15 protein-coding genes and 1 pseudogene are annotated in these 17,239 nt (G+C 54.3%); 7 read left to right on the top strand and 9 right to left on the bottom strand.

The window, feature by feature from the left end; translation table 11 throughout:
- Positions 1 to 40: 40 nt before the first annotated feature.
- The 3 genes from Q0S71_RS27420 to Q0S71_RS16475 form a co-directional block, all read right to left on the bottom strand.
- Positions 41 to 433, bottom strand: a complete 393-nt coding sequence (locus Q0S71_RS27420; protein ID WP_367185313.1) for a helix-turn-helix domain-containing protein — start codon at positions 431 to 433, stop codon at positions 41 to 43.
- A gap of 74 nt (positions 434 to 507) precedes the next feature.
- The gene (locus tag Q0S71_RS16480; protein WP_295997997.1) at positions 508 to 852 is read right to left on the bottom strand and encodes a hypothetical protein; all 345 of its coding nucleotides are present in this window, start codon (positions 850 to 852) and stop codon (positions 508 to 510) included.
- A 168-nt stretch (positions 853 to 1,020) separates the two neighbouring features.
- Entirely contained in the window at positions 1,021 to 1,632 is a 612-nt protein-coding gene (locus Q0S71_RS16475; RefSeq protein ID WP_295997995.1) for a hypothetical protein, read from the bottom strand.
- Between the two features lie 682 nt (positions 1,633 to 2,314).
- Here Q0S71_RS16475 and Q0S71_RS16470 point away from each other — a divergent pair.
- On the top strand, positions 2,315 to 2,881 hold the full coding sequence (locus Q0S71_RS16470) for a hypothetical protein (protein ID WP_295997994.1): 567 nt from the start codon (positions 2,315 to 2,317) through the stop codon (positions 2,879 to 2,881).
- Between the two features lie 179 nt (positions 2,882 to 3,060).
- Here the strand turns inward: Q0S71_RS16470 and Q0S71_RS16465 are convergent, their stop codons facing one another.
- The 4 genes and pseudogenes from Q0S71_RS16465 to Q0S71_RS16450 all read right to left on the bottom strand — a co-directional run.
- Positions 3,061 to 4,077: a DUF4365 domain-containing protein gene (locus Q0S71_RS16465; RefSeq protein WP_295997993.1), complete on the bottom strand. Its 1,017-nt coding sequence runs from the start codon at positions 4,075 to 4,077 to the stop codon at positions 3,061 to 3,063.
- A 102-nt stretch (positions 4,078 to 4,179) separates the two neighbouring features.
- Complete coding sequence (locus Q0S71_RS16460; protein WP_295997992.1) at positions 4,180 to 5,973, bottom strand: ATP-dependent helicase; 1,794 nt, start codon at positions 5,971 to 5,973, stop codon at positions 4,180 to 4,182.
- Positions 5,970 to 8,102: an AAA family ATPase gene (locus Q0S71_RS16455; protein ID WP_295997990.1), complete on the bottom strand. Its 2,133-nt coding sequence runs from the start codon at positions 8,100 to 8,102 to the stop codon at positions 5,970 to 5,972. Before Q0S71_RS16455 ends, Q0S71_RS16460 begins: the two co-directional genes overlap by 4 nt.
- Before the next feature lie 163 nt (positions 8,103 to 8,265).
- Positions 8,266 to 8,721: pseudogene (locus Q0S71_RS16450) on the bottom strand (UPF0758 domain-containing protein); the annotation flags it as partial.
- 93 nt (positions 8,722 to 8,814) lie between these two features.
- Here Q0S71_RS16450 and Q0S71_RS16445 point away from each other — a divergent pair.
- Both Q0S71_RS16445 and ispH read left to right on the top strand, forming a co-directional pair.
- On the top strand, positions 8,815 to 9,270 hold the full coding sequence (locus Q0S71_RS16445) for an FKBP-type peptidyl-prolyl cis-trans isomerase (protein ID WP_295997988.1): 456 nt from the start codon (positions 8,815 to 8,817) through the stop codon (positions 9,268 to 9,270).
- Between the two features lie 25 nt (positions 9,271 to 9,295).
- Positions 9,296 to 10,243: a 4-hydroxy-3-methylbut-2-enyl diphosphate reductase gene (gene ispH, locus Q0S71_RS16440; protein ID WP_295997985.1), complete on the top strand. Its 948-nt coding sequence runs from the start codon at positions 9,296 to 9,298 to the stop codon at positions 10,241 to 10,243.
- 105 nt (positions 10,244 to 10,348) lie between these two features.
- Here the strand turns inward: ispH and Q0S71_RS16435 are convergent, their stop codons facing one another.
- A complete protein-coding gene (locus Q0S71_RS16435) occupies positions 10,349 to 11,497 on the bottom strand; it encodes a branched-chain amino acid ABC transporter substrate-binding protein (RefSeq protein ID WP_295997983.1) in 1,149 nt (382 codons plus the stop codon).
- A 328-nt stretch (positions 11,498 to 11,825) separates the two neighbouring features.
- Positions 11,826 to 12,851 (bottom strand): porin, encoded by a 1,026-nt coding sequence (locus Q0S71_RS16430; RefSeq protein ID WP_295997981.1) that lies wholly within the window; start codon positions 12,849 to 12,851, stop codon positions 11,826 to 11,828.
- Positions 12,852 to 13,513: 662 nt separating this feature from the next.
- Between Q0S71_RS16430 and Q0S71_RS16425 the strand changes: the two genes are divergently transcribed.
- The 4 genes from Q0S71_RS16425 to Q0S71_RS16410 are packed head-to-tail and all read left to right on the top strand — an operon-like array spanning position 13,514 to position 17,190.
- Positions 13,514 to 14,443, top strand: coding sequence for a branched-chain amino acid ABC transporter permease (locus Q0S71_RS16425; protein WP_295997978.1), 930 nt, complete (start codon positions 13,514 to 13,516; stop codon positions 14,441 to 14,443).
- 21 nt (positions 14,444 to 14,464) lie between these two features.
- On the top strand, positions 14,465 to 15,685 hold the full coding sequence (locus Q0S71_RS16420; protein WP_295997977.1) for an ABC transporter ATP-binding protein: 1,221 nt from the start codon (positions 14,465 to 14,467) through the stop codon (positions 15,683 to 15,685).
- Between the two features lie 12 nt (positions 15,686 to 15,697).
- Positions 15,698 to 16,468 (top strand): ABC transporter ATP-binding protein, encoded by a 771-nt coding sequence (locus Q0S71_RS16415; protein ID WP_295997974.1) that lies wholly within the window; start codon positions 15,698 to 15,700, stop codon positions 16,466 to 16,468.
- Positions 16,468 to 17,190: an ABC transporter ATP-binding protein gene (locus tag Q0S71_RS16410; RefSeq protein ID WP_295997971.1), complete on the top strand. Its 723-nt coding sequence runs from the start codon at positions 16,468 to 16,470 to the stop codon at positions 17,188 to 17,190. Before Q0S71_RS16415 ends, Q0S71_RS16410 begins: the two co-directional genes overlap by 1 nt.
- Positions 17,191 to 17,239 lie beyond the last annotated feature (49 nt).

The following is a 17,239-nucleotide window of genomic DNA, read 5'->3' as shown; positions in this document are numbered from 1 at the left end:
TCCCGCCTAATGATTAGGCAGGAGTAGTAGAACACCTGGGTCAGTTTTCGGTCGGCGCGAGGCCTATAGGTGGGTCAATTTTCGGTCGGCGCCAACACTTACCAATTTTCTTTGCAATTATATCTTCGTGCTCAGACTGTTTTTCTTTGCTCCGTCGTTTGCTAGTGACTATCCTCAACTCGCTTTTTTCCGGAATGGTCACGTAGTATATGTTCGACGTTCCCGGTCGTTCTATCCGTGTTACCCATCCCTTGCTCACTAGAGAAGTGATGGCATTACTCGCATTTGACCTCGAGATTCCAGTGCACTCTTTAATAGTCACGTAGCATGGGAATGCTTTTCCAGTTTCTGCGTTAGCGTAGCGGCAGAGGCACATCATGATGCGGCGCTCTTGGTCCGTTAGCCTCGAATCAAGCAGGACTTCCACAGGCATCACAATGAACATGCCAGGCATATTGTCGTAATAACGCTTTTTCTCGTTCACTTTATTGACGGTGGGGGGCATTTTCAAGCCTCCATCATTTTGGTCAGCTTCCGACGCGTGTATTCTACAGCAGCCCTGCGTTTGTCATAAGTTGAATACCGCTCCAGCGAGAATTCCCACGGCCTCAGCATTTCTTTCCCCGTGTAGAGCATATAAAGGCCGCCTTTTCTCGTGTCTGTGTAGAACTGGCATTCAGCCTTATCACTGTCGATGGTGATTACGAATACGTCCCCGCCGTTCTGACACGCTGCCTCTGCGAATGTCCCATATAAAAACATCGCGCGCTCGATTTTGATTGTGTGCTTGCGGCTCCAAGCTGCTTTAAGCGCCATTTCGTAACCTGCAGTTCGTACTCGTTCGATGTTCATTTGTTTCACCTTTCTTAGTGGAGTGTGGAGCTTGTGTCCTGCTCATACTAAGTAAAGGTACCAACTCACGAAAACGTGACTAAAAGCGCCCCATCCGAAAATATATTTTTCTATCAATTACGGTAGATTGATACCCCAAGACTATTCTGTGCGGTTCCGGCTGCTTCTTCACTTGCTCAGCAGCTCTTTGCGAAACGCTTTAAGTATTCCTGCGCTTCCGAGTAACTCAAGCTCCCCCACCTCTTCTTTGATTCTTTTTGCTTTTTTGATAAGCTCGGGGTGCATGTTCCGGACAACTAGTACCGCGCGCTGCATTCCTGTCTCAGAATCGAACACTAGTCCATCTGCGCCAGCCCAGCCTTTTCCCATGACAACACCGTCTCGCAGCGCCTTTCGTAGGCTTGCAGCTCCTAAAACTGTTTTCCCAATGCGATGCTGCGCCGTCAAGTAGTCTACTGCCGGACCTTGGCGCCCGACGTCGAGTTGAGAAAGGTCATACCCGTCTTTGAATAGTGGTACTTTCACGCCTTCGTTTGCTTGGATTGCCCCGGTGCTCGTCAGCACGTACACGTAGACGCCCAGTGCGCTGTCCCGCCTTAAGACCAGTCCATTCGTTTGTAGCCGCTTTAGGACTTTGTCGGCGCTCACCCTTGCGCTGTGAAGGTTTTCCTCGCCCCATACCCATTTTGCTAACTGGCTAGCGCTCAGCCAACCCACAAGGCCTATCGCTTGCAGTACCCTCATCTCGTTTTCTCGTGCTTTTGCCGAATTGCTGTTCATCGTTGTACCCCCTCTTGTTGTATTTGCAACGTATAGATACAACGACGAAAATCTGCTCACTTGCGTTAACGGGTCGTCTTCCCGGCCGCTGGACGCGGCCTCCAGACTCGTCGCTGTCGCTCCGTCCCTACGATGGGGCACCCGCCCTTCGCTCCTCCTCCGTCGTCGCTTCGGCCGGGGGGCCCCACGCTTTCGACTCGCCGACTACGTCGCCTCATATGAAACCATGGGGCCCCCCGCCCTCGGGCGTGCCGGCTGCGCCCCACTCCTGCCTCTCCTCGCCTGGGGGCTCGTCGGTGCAAGAGCGGCCCCCGCCAATGCCTGCCCGCGGGGGCAGGCACGTCTTCGCTGGACGCTCGACGCACACGGTCGTGTGTTGCGGCACTCGCGTCCGCTCATGTCGACGTCAACAGCCACCTCGCTACTCGACGGATGTTGCTATACGTAGCAGGTCAATAACGAAAGCGCAAAACATGTTTGTCGATTATTTCAATTTTCTCTCAGGCCGAGCTTTTAACGCGGGTGCAGCAGCTTACCGCGCTGGTTGGACCCGGCACGCGCCCGCACATTTCGGAACGTACTCCGGAGTTTGGGTAGATGGATGGGACGAGGCCTATCTTTCCGATAACACAGTGGCTCAAGATGAGTTTGCAGTATGTTACTAATCACAAGGGATTATGATATGGCGGTTAATGTCGACGGTAGTGTTTCGGTTTTTCAAGGTCGTTTGATGTCACCGCGCGAAGCCGCTGAAGCAACCCGCGGGCGTGGGATAGCTGCTGAATACACGAGTAAATGGCACTTGTGCGGCGACGTGAATGAACAGCTATTTGCGCTGTGCGCCGCCGGGTCGCCGCCAGGATTCGCTGTCGGCTCATTCAAAACGCCTGGCGGTGCAGTTTTCGCGTCGTTCATCCTTCAGATGAAAAATCAGCAAGCTCGATTTCTGCTGCCGCTATCTACTGAGAAATGCATAAGGTTTCTCGAGCAGGCCGAGCGTACAGGCTTGTGCCTATCTCTGGGCCGTAATGGCGCGGAACAAGCGATGCTTGCGCCGTTCGCTGTGGAGGATATGCTCGAGCCTCTTCGACGTCACGCTAAGCTCCTGAGCCGTTTGCCCCGGGACCTGACTGCGGAAGACCTTCGTTTTGCCGGTCAGCAGCTGATGTCGTTTGACGGCGCGCCAAGCATCATGGGCGAGTATGCTCTCGATGGTATCAGTTTGACGGTCGTGCTCGACAATATGTAGGAAAATAATACACATAAAGTAACATTAATTCACGAGGCTCGCTTTTTGCGAGCCTTTTTTTCACTCATCAATCCAAAAAGTTATTTCGAAGATGTGAGCACTTGTCTGAACGGTCGTGTATCGATGCCGCCGGGGCATTTGGAAAAAGGCATAATACAGCATAATTTTTTGATAGCTTATCATTCTAGCTCAGGCATCGGAATATTTGGAAAAATCTCCTTCTGAATTTTCTTGGATATTTCATGATTATATTTTTTGCTCCAACCCCATTTCTCTGTGGCGATATTCAGTCCGTCGAAGCATTCCATAACAAACCTAATAGCTTTCTGTGGACTAGTTTCCACCAATATTCTTCCACCTCGTTTCTTGAAGTGCTTGGTATTGGTCGCGCACGTGCATGTGGCTATCCACATTAGCGTAGAGTAGCGTTCTTCTCCAGCGCAAAGATACCACTCTCTTATTTCATTTCGCGCTGCTAATGCCCAGCGTCGAATTTCTGGAATCTGGAACACTTCCCTCGAGTCATATTCATATCCATACGTAGCGATGTACAGCTTACCCTGAACTGCTAATGTGAGCTTCTCGTTTCGCGTAATCCTTGCTATGAATTTCTTCAGATTTAAAATATTCAGAGATTCAATGTCTTTCCTTGGAATACTGTATTGAATGAACGAATCCTCTTCAATTTTACTTAGCATTTCTTGGTCCTGCTCGAACTCTGATACATGATTCTCAACAGCACCAAAGAGAGCTCGAATCTCATTCATGCTACTTTCGCAGAGTTTCTTTTCTTTGGGAATCGGATGCCTCCACCCTGTCTCGCTAAAATCGACTTTTTCTTTTTCCAAAAGACTCCAATAACACTCCTTGTTTTCCGGGTTGCAAATAATAAGCAGCAGGGGAGTGGGGAGATTTAGAAAATAATTTAGATGCTCTTTGCTATCTCTATACCAATGCATTTGCCCGCTAGAAGCCAGGTAGCTTTTCCCGGTTTTTACCTGAACAGCAATAAATTGTCCTGTTACACTCCCGGCGGGCGAGACATAGTCTACATAACCGTCTACTCCGAAATCGTGCTCTTGATGAGTTCGTCTAAAAACCCATCCAAAGTCATCATTGAAGATTGTCGAGACGGTATTTATTCCAATCTCTGCCGTTCTGCCTGTGTTTTGTCTTTTCGGGAAATTTTCCGTCATTTTATTGGGTGCCTCAAAAACTCGTCTTACTATTCTCAATAAAAGTACGCCTAGGCGCGTGCGGACCGCTTGTGCATTATCGATGAAAAATATTGACGGCAATTAAAATTGGTTGTAGGCGAATATATAATTCTTCAATCTAGCGGTCGGTTCATAACAGACATCCTTGTAACGTTTACGGCCCGACTCGGAGATTAAGAAAAGGTTCTTCTTAGCCCTAGACCCAATAACGTACAGCAGCTTCTGAGCGCTTTCGTCACCGTTCTCGTCGCTAAAGTGAGGGACCATGCCTTCTAGTAGTCCATAAGCAATAACTACCTCGAATTCAGCGCCCTTGACTCCATGAATAGTTGATACAGTTATCCCTTTCCTTGCTTCAAATAACTTCTTAAAATATTTAATATCGCCGATTTCATCAATTCCCTCTTTTTTTAGTTTCTCAACTTGTTTTTCGGAACTTTCAAAAAAGGCCGTCTTCTGTTGAGCAAGCGAAGGATAATGCTTCAGGTCTACCTTAATCTCGGCGAGAAATCTCTCGAAGAAAATCTGCAAGTAAAGTAATCCATCTTGCTCGGCAATCTTAATAGAATTGCAGACTCTCAATACCGATTTATTCGTAAGCTCATCGATATGCAAGCCCGCTAAGTGAAGGTCACCCAATAGTTCTCTCGCCCACCTCATTCTTCGAATATACATTCCAGGCGATGGCTCAGTTAGCGCTAGTCGAGAGACTTTAAACCAAAAATTCTCAAAATCACGTGCAAAGGGGACCATGCCGGGACCATCGAACGTACACTCAGGCATTGCGCTGCTCAACCTCCTGCACGTCGATGCCAAGTGAACCCACCATGGAGCAATGATGCAGATTTCTTTAGGGGGGATACCTACTACGTTAATATTATGCTGGATGATACGAATAATTTCGTCTACAAGGTTATCTCGCTCAACTGTAGAGTTATAGCATATGATACTGGGATAATCTTTGTTTTTAGACGCTGGTTCAATATTTTTCTTATTTAAATTGAAGTGGCTAAAGTATGAAATAATTCTTTCGCTGGAGCGATAGTTCTTGGACAACTCTAGTTCGCTAAATTCGTGCCCGGTCATGTTTTTTAGGTCATCAATGGCAATTGGGTATCCTCCCAAAGATTCGTATATTGCTTGATTGGGGTCGCCAACAATAAATAACGATGTTTCATTTGTGGCGCGCAGAATCAATGAAATTATTTCGTATTGCAATTCCTTAGTGTCTTGAAATTCATCGATAAGAATATCTTTAAATATCCCAGATAAGGATTTGCAAATTGAACCATTTCCAGCTATCAAGCGATAGGCGTACCAAAGCATCAGTTCGAAGTCAAGAAGTCTGTATTCTTTAAGATATGCGAGATAAGCTACAATCACTTGGTCAACAGCAGCTTTTTTTCGCGTGTCTTTGCATGCTGAGCGATATCCCTTAGAGGTAAAATAAAAGTCACAGTCATAAATGCTGACTTTTGATGCTTTATATGGGGCACATAGCTCCTCTAAAAGCTTCTCTCTATCATGCAAGTCAATTATCGAATAGCCTTTTGATAAGGCTGGCTCATATATCGAATATGGTTTTATAATCCATTCCAAGCAAAAGGCATGGATAGTTCCAATCCAAAGCTGAGTCGAGTCCACACCTAAATTCTCGACACGTTCACGTATTTCGTCGGCTGCACGGTTCGTATACGTAATCGCTAGAACGAATTTGCGATGCGAGTTGATTCTTGATAATTCGTATGCAATCTTATATGTGAGCGTTTTCGTCTTTCCGCTACCTGGGCACGCAATGAGAAAAACGTTGCCAGGAGTTCTAACAGCTATGGCCTGCTCGGTGTTAAGCTCGTTTTCGTCCCATACAAATGTCATGCGAGCACCGCCAAGAATTCGTTGAAAATGTCTGAGGTGAACTTGGTTTTGTATTGTTCTCTGAGGCCGTGAAAATCGGCTCCATCATTTCGATATTTTTCGACTCGAAGGTCCAAAGACAAAATATCTGCGTCGCCTGGATTCTCCGCTGCGAATTTCTCTAACCGGTACTTCATCATATTCGCGATGATTTCTGATGAAAAGCGGCGATGTGTTAAAACTAGGGCGCGAATAAGATAATTTGGAATTCGGGTCTTCCAATTAACATAGCCACCAACCTTAATCGCAAACCACCCCTTTCCTTCTTGAGTGGCCATAGTCAGTACCCTTTTTCCGTAAAGAGCTTTATCGCCCGAAAGCAGTTCGGCCTTTGCTGCGGCACGGGTCGCTGGGTCTACATAAACGGAATCGACTAATCCTGATATGAGTTCAGCATTTCCGCACTGTATGAAATCCACTTCAAAGGTATGAGTAGCATAGTAAACTTGAACCCACGGATTTCCAGCAGCGAAAGCGTCGAGGGTGACTTTGCGCTCCAGGCCCGACTTTTCAGATGCCGCGCATTTTTCTTTATACTTTTTTGTCGCGTCTATATCAGTTACCAGAGGAACTGTATTGATAATTGCGGAGTCCAAATCGGTAACGATAGCGCACTGCTTGCGTATCCTTTTATCATGGAATAATAACGCGACGTTCTGAAAACCAGTGCTGCGAATGTTGATTAGACTAATGCCGAGTTCGTCTAAACTAACGCCGAAAACTTTTTTTACCAGAATAGGAATAAGTAATTCTTCTGCGTCCCCTTCTACAAGCACTACGCTACGCGCGAAGAGCAGATTGCTCCTGATAGCATCAAGATAGCGCTGAATGTTGCCAATCTCTGGGACGGTTAGACCGGTAGCTGGCTGATAAACCTCGGACTCTTTATCGCCTTGCCCAATAATATTGACGTTCTCGACTGCACTCACTTCCGAAATATGAGTTGAATGTGTCGAGTATATTACCTGGGTCTCGCTGTACTGCATCCTATCAAAAAGAGTTTTTTGTATATGGGTATGAATATGCGCCTCTGGTTCTTCTATGATAAGGAAATTCGCAAGAACCTTTTTTTCTTTTTGGTATTTGAACGCAAGTAGTTTTAACGTTAGGTAGATTAGATTTGCGCCGCCCAAACTAAGCTCATTTATTGTGCCCTCATGCCCATCGTTCCCTTCGCCAACAAACAAACGTAACGACTGAAACAATTCTTCAGCTTCGCTCGACAAGTCAGACCGGATAGATAGTCGGCTGGGTGAATATGTTTCGCCAGCAGTTTCTTTGATGGTTTTGTAGACGTCAGACCGTATGAGCTTTACGTCATCCAGTTGCTCAATTGAAGCGTTCAGGTCTCCTACCATCTTGACAATAGGAGCTAAGGCAGCCGGAGCAACATCTCCGCTTTTGCTTTTCAATAAGCTAAACAAGGGGTTAGTTCTGTTATTGTGAAACTCTGAAACGACGTCGCGTAAAGCTTGGATAAAGGTAAAACAAACTTCCTTGTTCAATGATAAATATGATGGTGTCTTGCAGCCTAACACTGAAAATTCTGTTTCTTTGGGGAATATTACGTTCTCAAAATCGCCGACGACCGCTATATAGTCAGCGCGATTTGAGAAATCCATTGTGCTACGCCCGGTAAAGATAGTCTCGTAGTCGGAGATGTCTAATTTGTTTAAGATATTAGCTAAGCCTACCGAGTCGCCAGCTGCTAGTGCAGATAGCCTTAGGCGTACTTCTTTGCGTGGACGGAAGATTAGGTTGTACGTTGCTTTGCCAATTGGACCCCCGAGAACAGCAGCGCCGTGAAGGAATAATGCTTGGATTGCCTCATCATGTGATATGTCTTCGAATTCGAGGCTGAGGATTATCCAGTGTCCCTTCCATGAGCCAATCCCGCGATTAAAATCGTCTTCGTTAAGATGAAAGGCCGCCTTAACCATATTTTCGTCTAACAGTAATCGTATCGCGCGAAATAGGTTACTTTTACCAGAGCCGTTTTCACCGATAATGGTATTTATTCCCTTTTTGAAACACACGGTTGCATTTTGGAAATTTCGGTAGTTGACCAAATTCAGCTTTGAAATATGCATACCGTAGACATCCTCACGTGAAAAATTGCGTTTTGGATATCTTACACCTGTACCATCCTTATGGGAAATTTTCTGCTAGAAAGTAAGTAGCTGTGCTTGGGCGACACATAGTTGCAAGAAAACCCTACCACGTCATGAGGTTTGAGTAGTTTCGAAGTTATTGCACGCTAAGCTGCGTCAAGGTGCCGCGAAACATTTCCTTGGCGTCGATCAGGCGGTTCTTGACGTCCAAAAACAACACATAGAAGGATTCATGCGCCTTGTTGCTGAGCATCATGCGCAGGTATTCCTTCACGGCCTGGGGCGAGCTGAGGGCGTGGCCGGCGCTCAGCTGCTCGCCGATGGCGCGGCGCGCCAACTCCATCACCGCCTGCAATTGCGCGAACTTGGCGGCGCCCAGGCCGTGGATGGCGGAAAAATCCTGCAGGCTGGCGCCGAACAGGGCTTGCAGCGAGCCGAAGTGGAAGACCGTGTCGCGCGCCAGATCGACCGCGCTCTTGCCCTTGACGCCGGTGCGCAGGAACAGGGCCAGCAGTTCCGCGTTCGACAGGGCCTGCGCGCCCTCGCTGATCAGGCGCTCGCGCGGACGTTCCTGTGCCGGCCACTGATTAATTCCCATGTTTTCTCCCGAAAAGCGGCCGCGGCGGCTCACGGCATGCGGCGTGAGCGGCAAGGTGGCTTACAATATCGTTTTGCCAGCCCACAGAATATTATGTCCAACGCGCAACCTGCGGTCGTCACCATGGCGGCCTACCTTACTCTTCATTATCGTCTCGCCAGCGCCGACGGTACTGACATTATCACTACCTTCAACGCGAATCCCGCCACGCTGATGCTCGGTCAGGGGCAGTTGGCGCCCTTCCTGGAAGAGCGCCTGCTCGGCCTGGCCGAGGGTTGCCATGAAACCTTCGTGCTGGCGCCGGACGAGGGCTTCGGTCCGCGCAATCCCGACATGATCCGCTCGGTGACGCGCGCCACGCTGGACGAGAATTCGGCGCCGGACGCCGACTACAAGATCGGCGACCTGGTCGATTTCGCCGCGCCGGGCGGCGGCCGCTTCGCCGGCGTGCTGCGCGAATTGCACGCCGACACAGCTTTGTTCGACTTCAACCATCCGCTGGCCGGCCAGGCGCTGACCTTCGAAGTGAAGCTCATTTCGGTGCTGTAAGCGGCGCCGACAACAAGGACTCCCGATGGACAAAGAAATCTTACTGGCGCAACCGCGCGGCTTTTGCGCCGGCGTCGACCGCGCGATCGAAATCGTTGAACGGGCGCTGCAGCAGTTCGGCGCGCCCATCTATGTGCGCCATGAAATCGTGCACAACGCCTACGTCGTGGCGGACTTGCGCAACAAGGGCGCGATCTTCATCGACGAGCTCGACGATGTCCCGGCCGGCAACACCCTGGTGTTTTCCGCGCACGGCGTCTCGAAGGCGGTGCGCGCCGAGGCGGAGTCGCGCGGCCTGAGCATTTTCGACGCCACCTGCCCGCTGGTGACCAAGGTGCATATGGAAGTGGCCAAGATGCGCCGCGAGGGGCGCGAGATCATCATGATCGGCCATGACGGCCATCCCGAAGTCGAGGGCACGATGGGGCAGGCCGAGCAGGGCATGCATCTGGTCGAAACGCTGGCCGACGTGGCCGGCCTGAACGTGCAGAACCCGGACATGCTGGCCTATGTGTCGCAGACCACCCTGTCGGTTGACGACACGGCCGACATCATCGCGGCGCTGAAGGCGCGCTTCCCGCAGATCGCCGAGCCGAAGAAGGGCGACATTTGCTACGCCACCACGAACCGTCAGGAAGCCGTCAAGTTCATGGCGCCGCAGGTGGAGCTGGTGATCGTCGTCGGCAGCCCGAACAGTTCCAACTCGAACCGCCTGCGCGAAGTGGCGGAGAAAATGGGCACGCCGGCGTACATGGTCGACAACGCCTCGCAGATCGATCCGCAATGGCTGGACGGCAAGCTGCGGGTGGGTGTGACGGCCGGTGCGTCGGCGCCGGAAGTGTTGGTGCAGGCCGTCATCGACCGCTTGAAGGAATGCGGCGTGCGCAGCGTGCGCGCGCTCGACGGCGTGCAGGAATCGGTGATTTTCCCGATGCCCAAGGGCCTGGACGGCGGCAAGACCGACGTCGCCTGAGCGCAAGCGGGACGGGAACGGCGCGGGAAAAAGCGTCGCCGCAATGAAAAATCGAGGGCAAGCCTGCGTACAGGCTTGCCCTCGATGCGTTTGGCGCGACTTAAATTACTTGGTCACGGCCAGCAGCGAACGTTTGCCGCCTTTGTAGGTGTACAAGGTCAGCGTGCCTTCCTTCATGTCGCCGTTCTTGTCGAACTCGATGTGGCCGGTGACGCCCTTGCGGTTGGTCTTGGCCAGGAAAGGCAGGTATTTCGCAGGATCCGAGGAGCCGGCTTTTTGCATCGCCTCAACCATCGTCATGATGGAGTCGTAGACGTAAGGAGCATAGATCTGCACGTCGACGCCGAATTTCTTCTTGTATTCGGCGCGGAACGCGTCGGCCGCCGGCTTCTGCGCTTCTTCGACGCCGCCCGCTTCCGCGCACACGACCTGATTGTCGGCCATCGCGTCGCCGGCCAGGGTGGCCAGCGCTTCGGTACAGATGCCGTCGCCGCCCATCAGCTTGGCGTTGATGCCCAGTTGTTTCATCTGGCGCAGCATCGGGCCGGCCACGGCGTCCATGCCGCCGAAGAAGATCACGTCCGGATTCTTGGCCTTGATCGCGGTCAGGATGGCGCCGAAATCGGTCGCCTTGTCGGTCGTGTATTGGCGGCCGACGATTTCGGTGCCGGCTTTCTTGCTGTTCACGCCCTTGATGAACTCTTCGGCAACGCCTTGGCCGTAAGCGGTGCGGTCATCGATGACGGCGACTTTCTTGGCCTTGTTGATTTGCACTGCGTAGCGACCCAGGGTACCGCCCAGTTGGCCGTCATTGGCGACCAGACGGAAGGCGGTCTTGAAGCCTTGTTGGGTGTACTTCGGATTGGTCGCCGACGGCGAGATTTGTGGAATGCCCGCTTCGTTGTAGATTTTCGACGCAGGGATGGTGGTGCCGGAGTTCAAGTGACCGATCACGCCGTTGACTTTGGCGTCGACCAGCTTCTGGGCGACGGCGGTCGCTTGTTTCGGATCGGCGGCGTCATCTTCGGTCAGCAGTTCGAATTTTACTTTTTTGCCGCCGATCATCACGCCCTTGGCGTTGAGTTCGTCGATGGCCATGCGCGCGCCGTTTTCATTGTCCTTGCCCAGATGGGCAATGGCGCCGGAAATCGGGCCGACGTGGCCGATCTTGACGACTTCTTGGGCAGCTGCCGCGCCGGCGAATGCGAAAGCGATGGCGCCAGCCAGTGGAATCATTTTTGTACTGATTTGCATTAGGTCTTCTCCAGAGGATATTAAAAAACAGGGACTTGCCGAACATACCGCGGCCTTGTGCGCTGCGGCGGGGCGATACCAAATTTCTCTTACCGGGCTAATCGAGTAGCCTCTTTTACTATCCTGCCATGCTGTCAAACCACCCGGTGGCGCTGAAGACTCGCTGCTGAGCGGTTGGTAGCAAGATGACATAGGGCTGTGCCGTATGTCAACATACATATACAAGCAAGCCTTATCCCGCCCTATGCCTATTTCTATAACGGCGCCAAGATCCGTGGGACCGTGGCGCCGTTGTACTGCGGATTGCGGCTATGCCCCGAGGCTTAGCTTAGAACTTGTGACGCATGCCGACGGTCAGGCCGGTCGAAGCGTGGCCGACGATCTGGTCGCTGCTGCCGCCGCTGGATGCATCGCCGACATAGTTCGTGCCAGCCGAATCATTGCTGATGCGGGCGTACGAAGCGTAGAGGTTGGTGCGCTTGGACAGCGAGTGCAGGTAGCCGACGCCGAATTGCTTGCCGCCTTTATTGCTGTTGGATACGCGGTCGTTTTTGTCGATGTAGGAAGCGACCACTGCGCCCGCTGCGCTGACCGGTACGGTCACGCCGACCATGTAGTCGCGGAAGCTGGCGCCGGAAACTTCGTTTTTGTCGGTTTCGTAGGCTGCATGCACGGTGGCCGGGCCGAAGTTATAGGTACCGCCGACCAGCAGGACCTTCTGGCCGCCGGTGGCTGCCGCAGGCAGGGCGTCGAAACGGTTGACTTTGTTGTAGGCAACGGTGAACACCACAGGGCCGTTGTTGTAATCAGCCGACAAACCGAGCGTGTGGCCAACTTTGCCTTCGCCGGCGCCGTACAGGACGTTACCGGTCAAGCCGTTCATGGTCGGGGTGCTATAGGTCACGGCGTTGTCGGTGCGGACATCGCCTGCGCTCATCAGGTTGACGGTCTGGCCTGGCAGGCCTGTGCCGAACGGGTCGATGGAATCGATCGAGATGAAGATCGGATCGTACTGGCGACCCAGGTTCGCTGCACCGAAGGCGCCGGACAGGCCGACGAATGCCTGGCGGCCGAACAGGCGACCGCCTTGGCGGGTCATGCCGGTGTCGAGGTCGAAGCCGTTTTCAATTTGGAAGTTTGCCTTCAAACCGCCGCCCAGATCTTCCGTGCCTTTGAAACCCAGGCGATTGCCCGATTGCACACCCGTGGCCAGTTTCGTGATCGAACCGGCGATGGCGCCGGTTTCACGCGTGATACCGGCGTCGACTACGCCATACACGGTCACGGACGATTGTGCCGAAGCTATGCCTGCGAAGGAGGCCAGAACTGCGAGTGCGAGAAGCGATTTTTTCATTTGGGGTCATCCTAAAAGAGTATGTTGTACAACTTCTTAATATTGCATTCGGCCGGCTGGTAGCCGAGACCTGCTTGTACTTTTGATTCAAGAAGCTGGTCTTATTTGACCAAAAATTACTTACTTCACATACAAAAATCATCAGAAAAGAGCAATTGAGTTGATTTTGTAGACTTTTTTACGACACATTATTGTCATAAAGTATCAATATCAGCGCTTGTTGATCATTTTGATAATATTGTATTTCGCACCGAGTTGGGGCGGAAATAGCGGAATCCGAGGAATTTTCCTGTCGTTGCCGGCGCGGCCGGAATATGTCGAATTCGCACCAAGGTAACATTTCTCGCAAGACAACAGAATTTTATTTGGGGCGAATGTGAATTTTCGTGATGTTTGCCGTATTCTTCGCTATTATGGCAGCGCTTTAGAAATTGCCTTCTAATCATCCTGGCTACTGTATTCGACAGGCAATGGCAAAGCACCTACCGCATGCTCGGGCTCCGGGACAGCTGCTGTCACCGGAAGTATGTGCGTAGTCGCGCCTCTTGATTGTCAATACAGCATGCTCATGTGGCATCCGCAACCGCTGGTTCGGATGCTGTTCTTGTTTTGACGGCGTTTGTTGCGCAAAATATAATTCGACTCATAAAGGGCAGGCAAACATGGATACATTTATCCAACAAATCATCAATGGCCTGGTGCTGGGCAGCATGTACGCGCTGGTCGCCCTGGGCTATACGATGGTGTATGGCGTACTCAACCTGATCAACTTCGCCCACGGCGACGTGCTGATGATAGGCGCGATGGCGGGTCTGACCATCCTCAAACTCCTCAATTCCTTCGCGCCCGACCTGCCCGGCTACGTCAAGCTGGCCATCGCCATCGCCGGCGCGATTCCCGTGTGCATGCTGGTGAACATCATCATCGAACGCATCGCCTACCGCCGCCTGCGCAACGCGCCCCGGCTGGCGCCCCTGATCACGGCCATCGGCGTGTCGATCCTGCTGCAGACTTTCGCGATGATGATCTGGGGCCGCAATCCGCTGCCCTTCCCGCAACTGCTGTCATCCGAGCCGATCATGCTCGGCGGCGCCCTGATCTCGCAGACCCAGGTGCTGCTGCTGGTGCTGGCGGCCGTCTCGATGGGCGCGCTGGTGCTGCTGGTGGAGAAAACCAAGATGGGCCGCGCCATGCGCGCCACGGCGGAGAATCCCCGCGTCGCCGGCCTGATGGGCGTCGATTCGAACAAGGTCATCGTCGCCACCTTCGCCATCGGCGCGGCGCTGGCCGCGGTGGCCGGGGTGATGTGGGGCGCCAATTATTCGTCGATCCAGTTCGCCATGGGCTTCACGCCGGGCTTGAAGGCCTTCTCGGCGGCCGTGCTGGGCGGCATCGGCAACATCTACGGCGCCATGATAGGCGGCATCGTGCTGGGCATCATCGAAAGCCTGGGCGCCGGTTACATCGGCGACCTGACGGGCGGCTTCCTCGGCAGCCACTACCAGGACATCTTCGCCTTCGTGGTCCTCATCATCGTCCTCACGATCCGGCCCTCCGGCATCATGGGTGAACGCGTCGCCGACCGCGCTTAAAGCTCAGGATAGGAAAACATCATGGCTAGTTTCTTCGACTTCGACGTCAAAAACACTCCGGGCAAGGCCTACAGCAGCATGGGCTTGATCCTGCTGGGGCTGATCATCTTCCCCTTCTTCGCCGCCCAGTTCGGCAACTCGTGGGTGCGCATCATCGACATCGCGCTGCTCTACATCATGCTGGCGCTGGGCCTGAACATCGTGGTCGGCTTCGCCGGCCTGCTGGACTTGGGCTACATCGCCTTCTACGCGGTGGGCGCCTACATGACGGGGCTGCTGGCCTCGCCGCAGTTCGCCGCCCTGCTCGAATCGGTGGTGAGCCAGTATCCGGCGCTGGGCGACTTCCTCGTCAGCGTGCTGGGAGAGGAAATCCGCACCAACGGCATCCATCTGTCGGTGTGGTTGATCGTGCCGCTGGCGGCCGCCACGGCGGGCCTGTTCGGGGCCCTGCTGGGCGCGCCGACCTTGAAGCTGCGCGGCGACTACCTGGCCATCGTGACGCTGGGTTTCGGCGAGATCATCCGCATCTTCATGAACAATCTGAACGAGCCGATCAACTTCACCAACGGTCCGCAGGGCATCAACCTGATCGATCCGATCCGCATCTTCGGCGTCTCGCTGGGCGGCGAGGCCGGCTCCAAGGCCACCGTCGTGGTGGGCGGATTCTCGATGCCGTCGGTGAACGCGTATTACTTCCTGTTCCTGTTCCTGTGCATCGCCATCGTCTTCGTGACGACGCGTTTGCAGCACTCGCGCCTGGGGCGCGCCTGGGTGGCCATCCGCGAGGACGAAATCGCCGCCAAGGCGATGGGCATCAACACCCGCAACGTGAAGCTGTTGGCCTTCTCGATGGGCGCCTCCTTCGGCGGCGTGGCCGGGGCGATGTTCGCCTCCTTCCAGGGCTTCGTGTCGCCGGAATCGTTCTCGCTGACGGAGTCGATCGCGGTGCTGGCGATGGTGGTGTTGGGCGGCATCGGCCACATCCCCGGCGTGATCATGGGCGGCGTGCTGCTGGCGGCCTTGCCGGAAGTGCTGCGCCACGTGGTGGAGCCGGCGCAGATCGCGCTGTTCGGCCATGTCCTGATCGAAGCCGAAGTGCTGCGCCAGTTGCTGTACGGCCTGGCCATGGTGCTCATCATGCTGAACCGTCCGGCCGGCCTGTGGCCAGCGCCCAAGCATGAGGACCGCCCCGACGCCGATATCGACAAACCAGAACCAGCGACCGGCGTGATGGCGGCGTAAGGGAGAGACCAGATGAGCGAACAGATTATTCTCAACATCGCCGGCGTGAACAAGCGCTTCGGCGGCCTGCAGGCGCTGACCGACGTCGGCATCAAGATCACCAAGGGGCAGATCTACGGTCTGATCGGCCCGAACGGGGCCGGCAAGACGACCTTCTTCAACGTCATCACCGGCCTGTACCAGCCGGACACGGGCACCTTCGAGCTGGCCGGCAAGCCGTACTCGCCGTCGGCGCCGCACGAGGTGGCGAAGGCGGGCATCGCCCGCACCTTCCAGAACATACGCCTGTTCGGCGAGATGACGGCGCTGGAGAACGTCATGGTGGGGCGCCACGTGCGCTCGCACCAGGGCGTGTTCGGCGCGGTGTTCCGCCACAAGGCGGCGCGCGAGGAGGAGGCGTCGATCCGCCGCCGCGCCCAGGAATTGCTGGACTTCGTGGGCATCGGCCAGTTCGCCAACCGCACCTCGCGCTTCCTCTCCTACGGCGACCAGCGCCGCCTGGAGATCGCCCGCGCGCTGGCGACGGACCCGCAACTGCTGGCCCTGGACGAACCGGCGGCCGGCATGAACGCGACGGAGAAGCTGGCGCTGCGCGAGCTGCTGGTGAAGATCAAGGCCGAGGGCAAGACGGTGCTGCTGATCGAGCACGACGTGAAACTGATGATGGGTCTGTGCGACCGCATCACGGTGCTGGAATACGGCAAGCCGATCGCCGAGGGCGTGCCGGCGGACATACAGAAAAACCAGGCGGTGATTGACGCCTATCTGGGAGGATCGCACTAATGAGCGAGAACGTACTGAAGGTAGCGGGACTGAAGGTGGCGTACGGCGGCATCAAGGCCGTCAAGGGCATCGACCTGGAAGTGAACAAGGGCGAGCTGATCGCGCTGATCGGCGCCAACGGGGCGGGCAAGACGACGACCCTGAAGGCGATCACGGGCACCCTGCCGGACTGCAAGGTGGAGGGCGCCGTGTCGTATCTGGGCGAGTCGCTGAAGGGCACGAAATCCTTCCATCTGGTGGAGAAGAAGCTGGCCATGGTGCCGGAGGGGCGCGGCGTGTTCACGCGCATGTCGATCCAGGAGAACCTGATGATGGGCGCCTACACGCGCGACGACAAGGCGGGCATCGAGGCCGACATCGCCAAGTGGTTCGACGTGTTCCCGCGCCTGAAGGAGCGCGCCGCGCAGATGGCCGGCACGCTGTCGGGCGGCGAGCAGCAGATGCTGGCGATGGCGCGCGCGCTGATGAGCCATCCGAACCTGCTGCTGCTCGACGAGCCGTCGATGGGCCTGTCGCCGATCATGGTCGAGAAGATCTTCGAGGTCATCCGCAACGTCTCGAAGGAGGGCATCACCATCCTGCTCGTCGAGCAGAACGCCAAGCTGGCGCTGCAGGCGGCGCACCGCGGCTATGTGATGGACTCCGGTTTGATCACGATGACGGGCAAGGCCAGCGACATGCTGGACGATCCGCGCGTCAAGGCGGCCTACCTGGGCGAGTAATGTCGTAAAACCGCAACACGAAACGGCGCCGATGGCGCCGTTTTCGCGT

The organism is Rugamonas sp., assembly GCF_025354735.1.
Classification (GTDB): domain Bacteria; phylum Pseudomonadota; class Gammaproteobacteria; order Burkholderiales; family Burkholderiaceae_D; genus Rugamonas.
The sequence above is the reverse complement of the archived record's forward strand: the minus strand, read 5'-3'. Positions and strand labels throughout refer to the sequence as shown.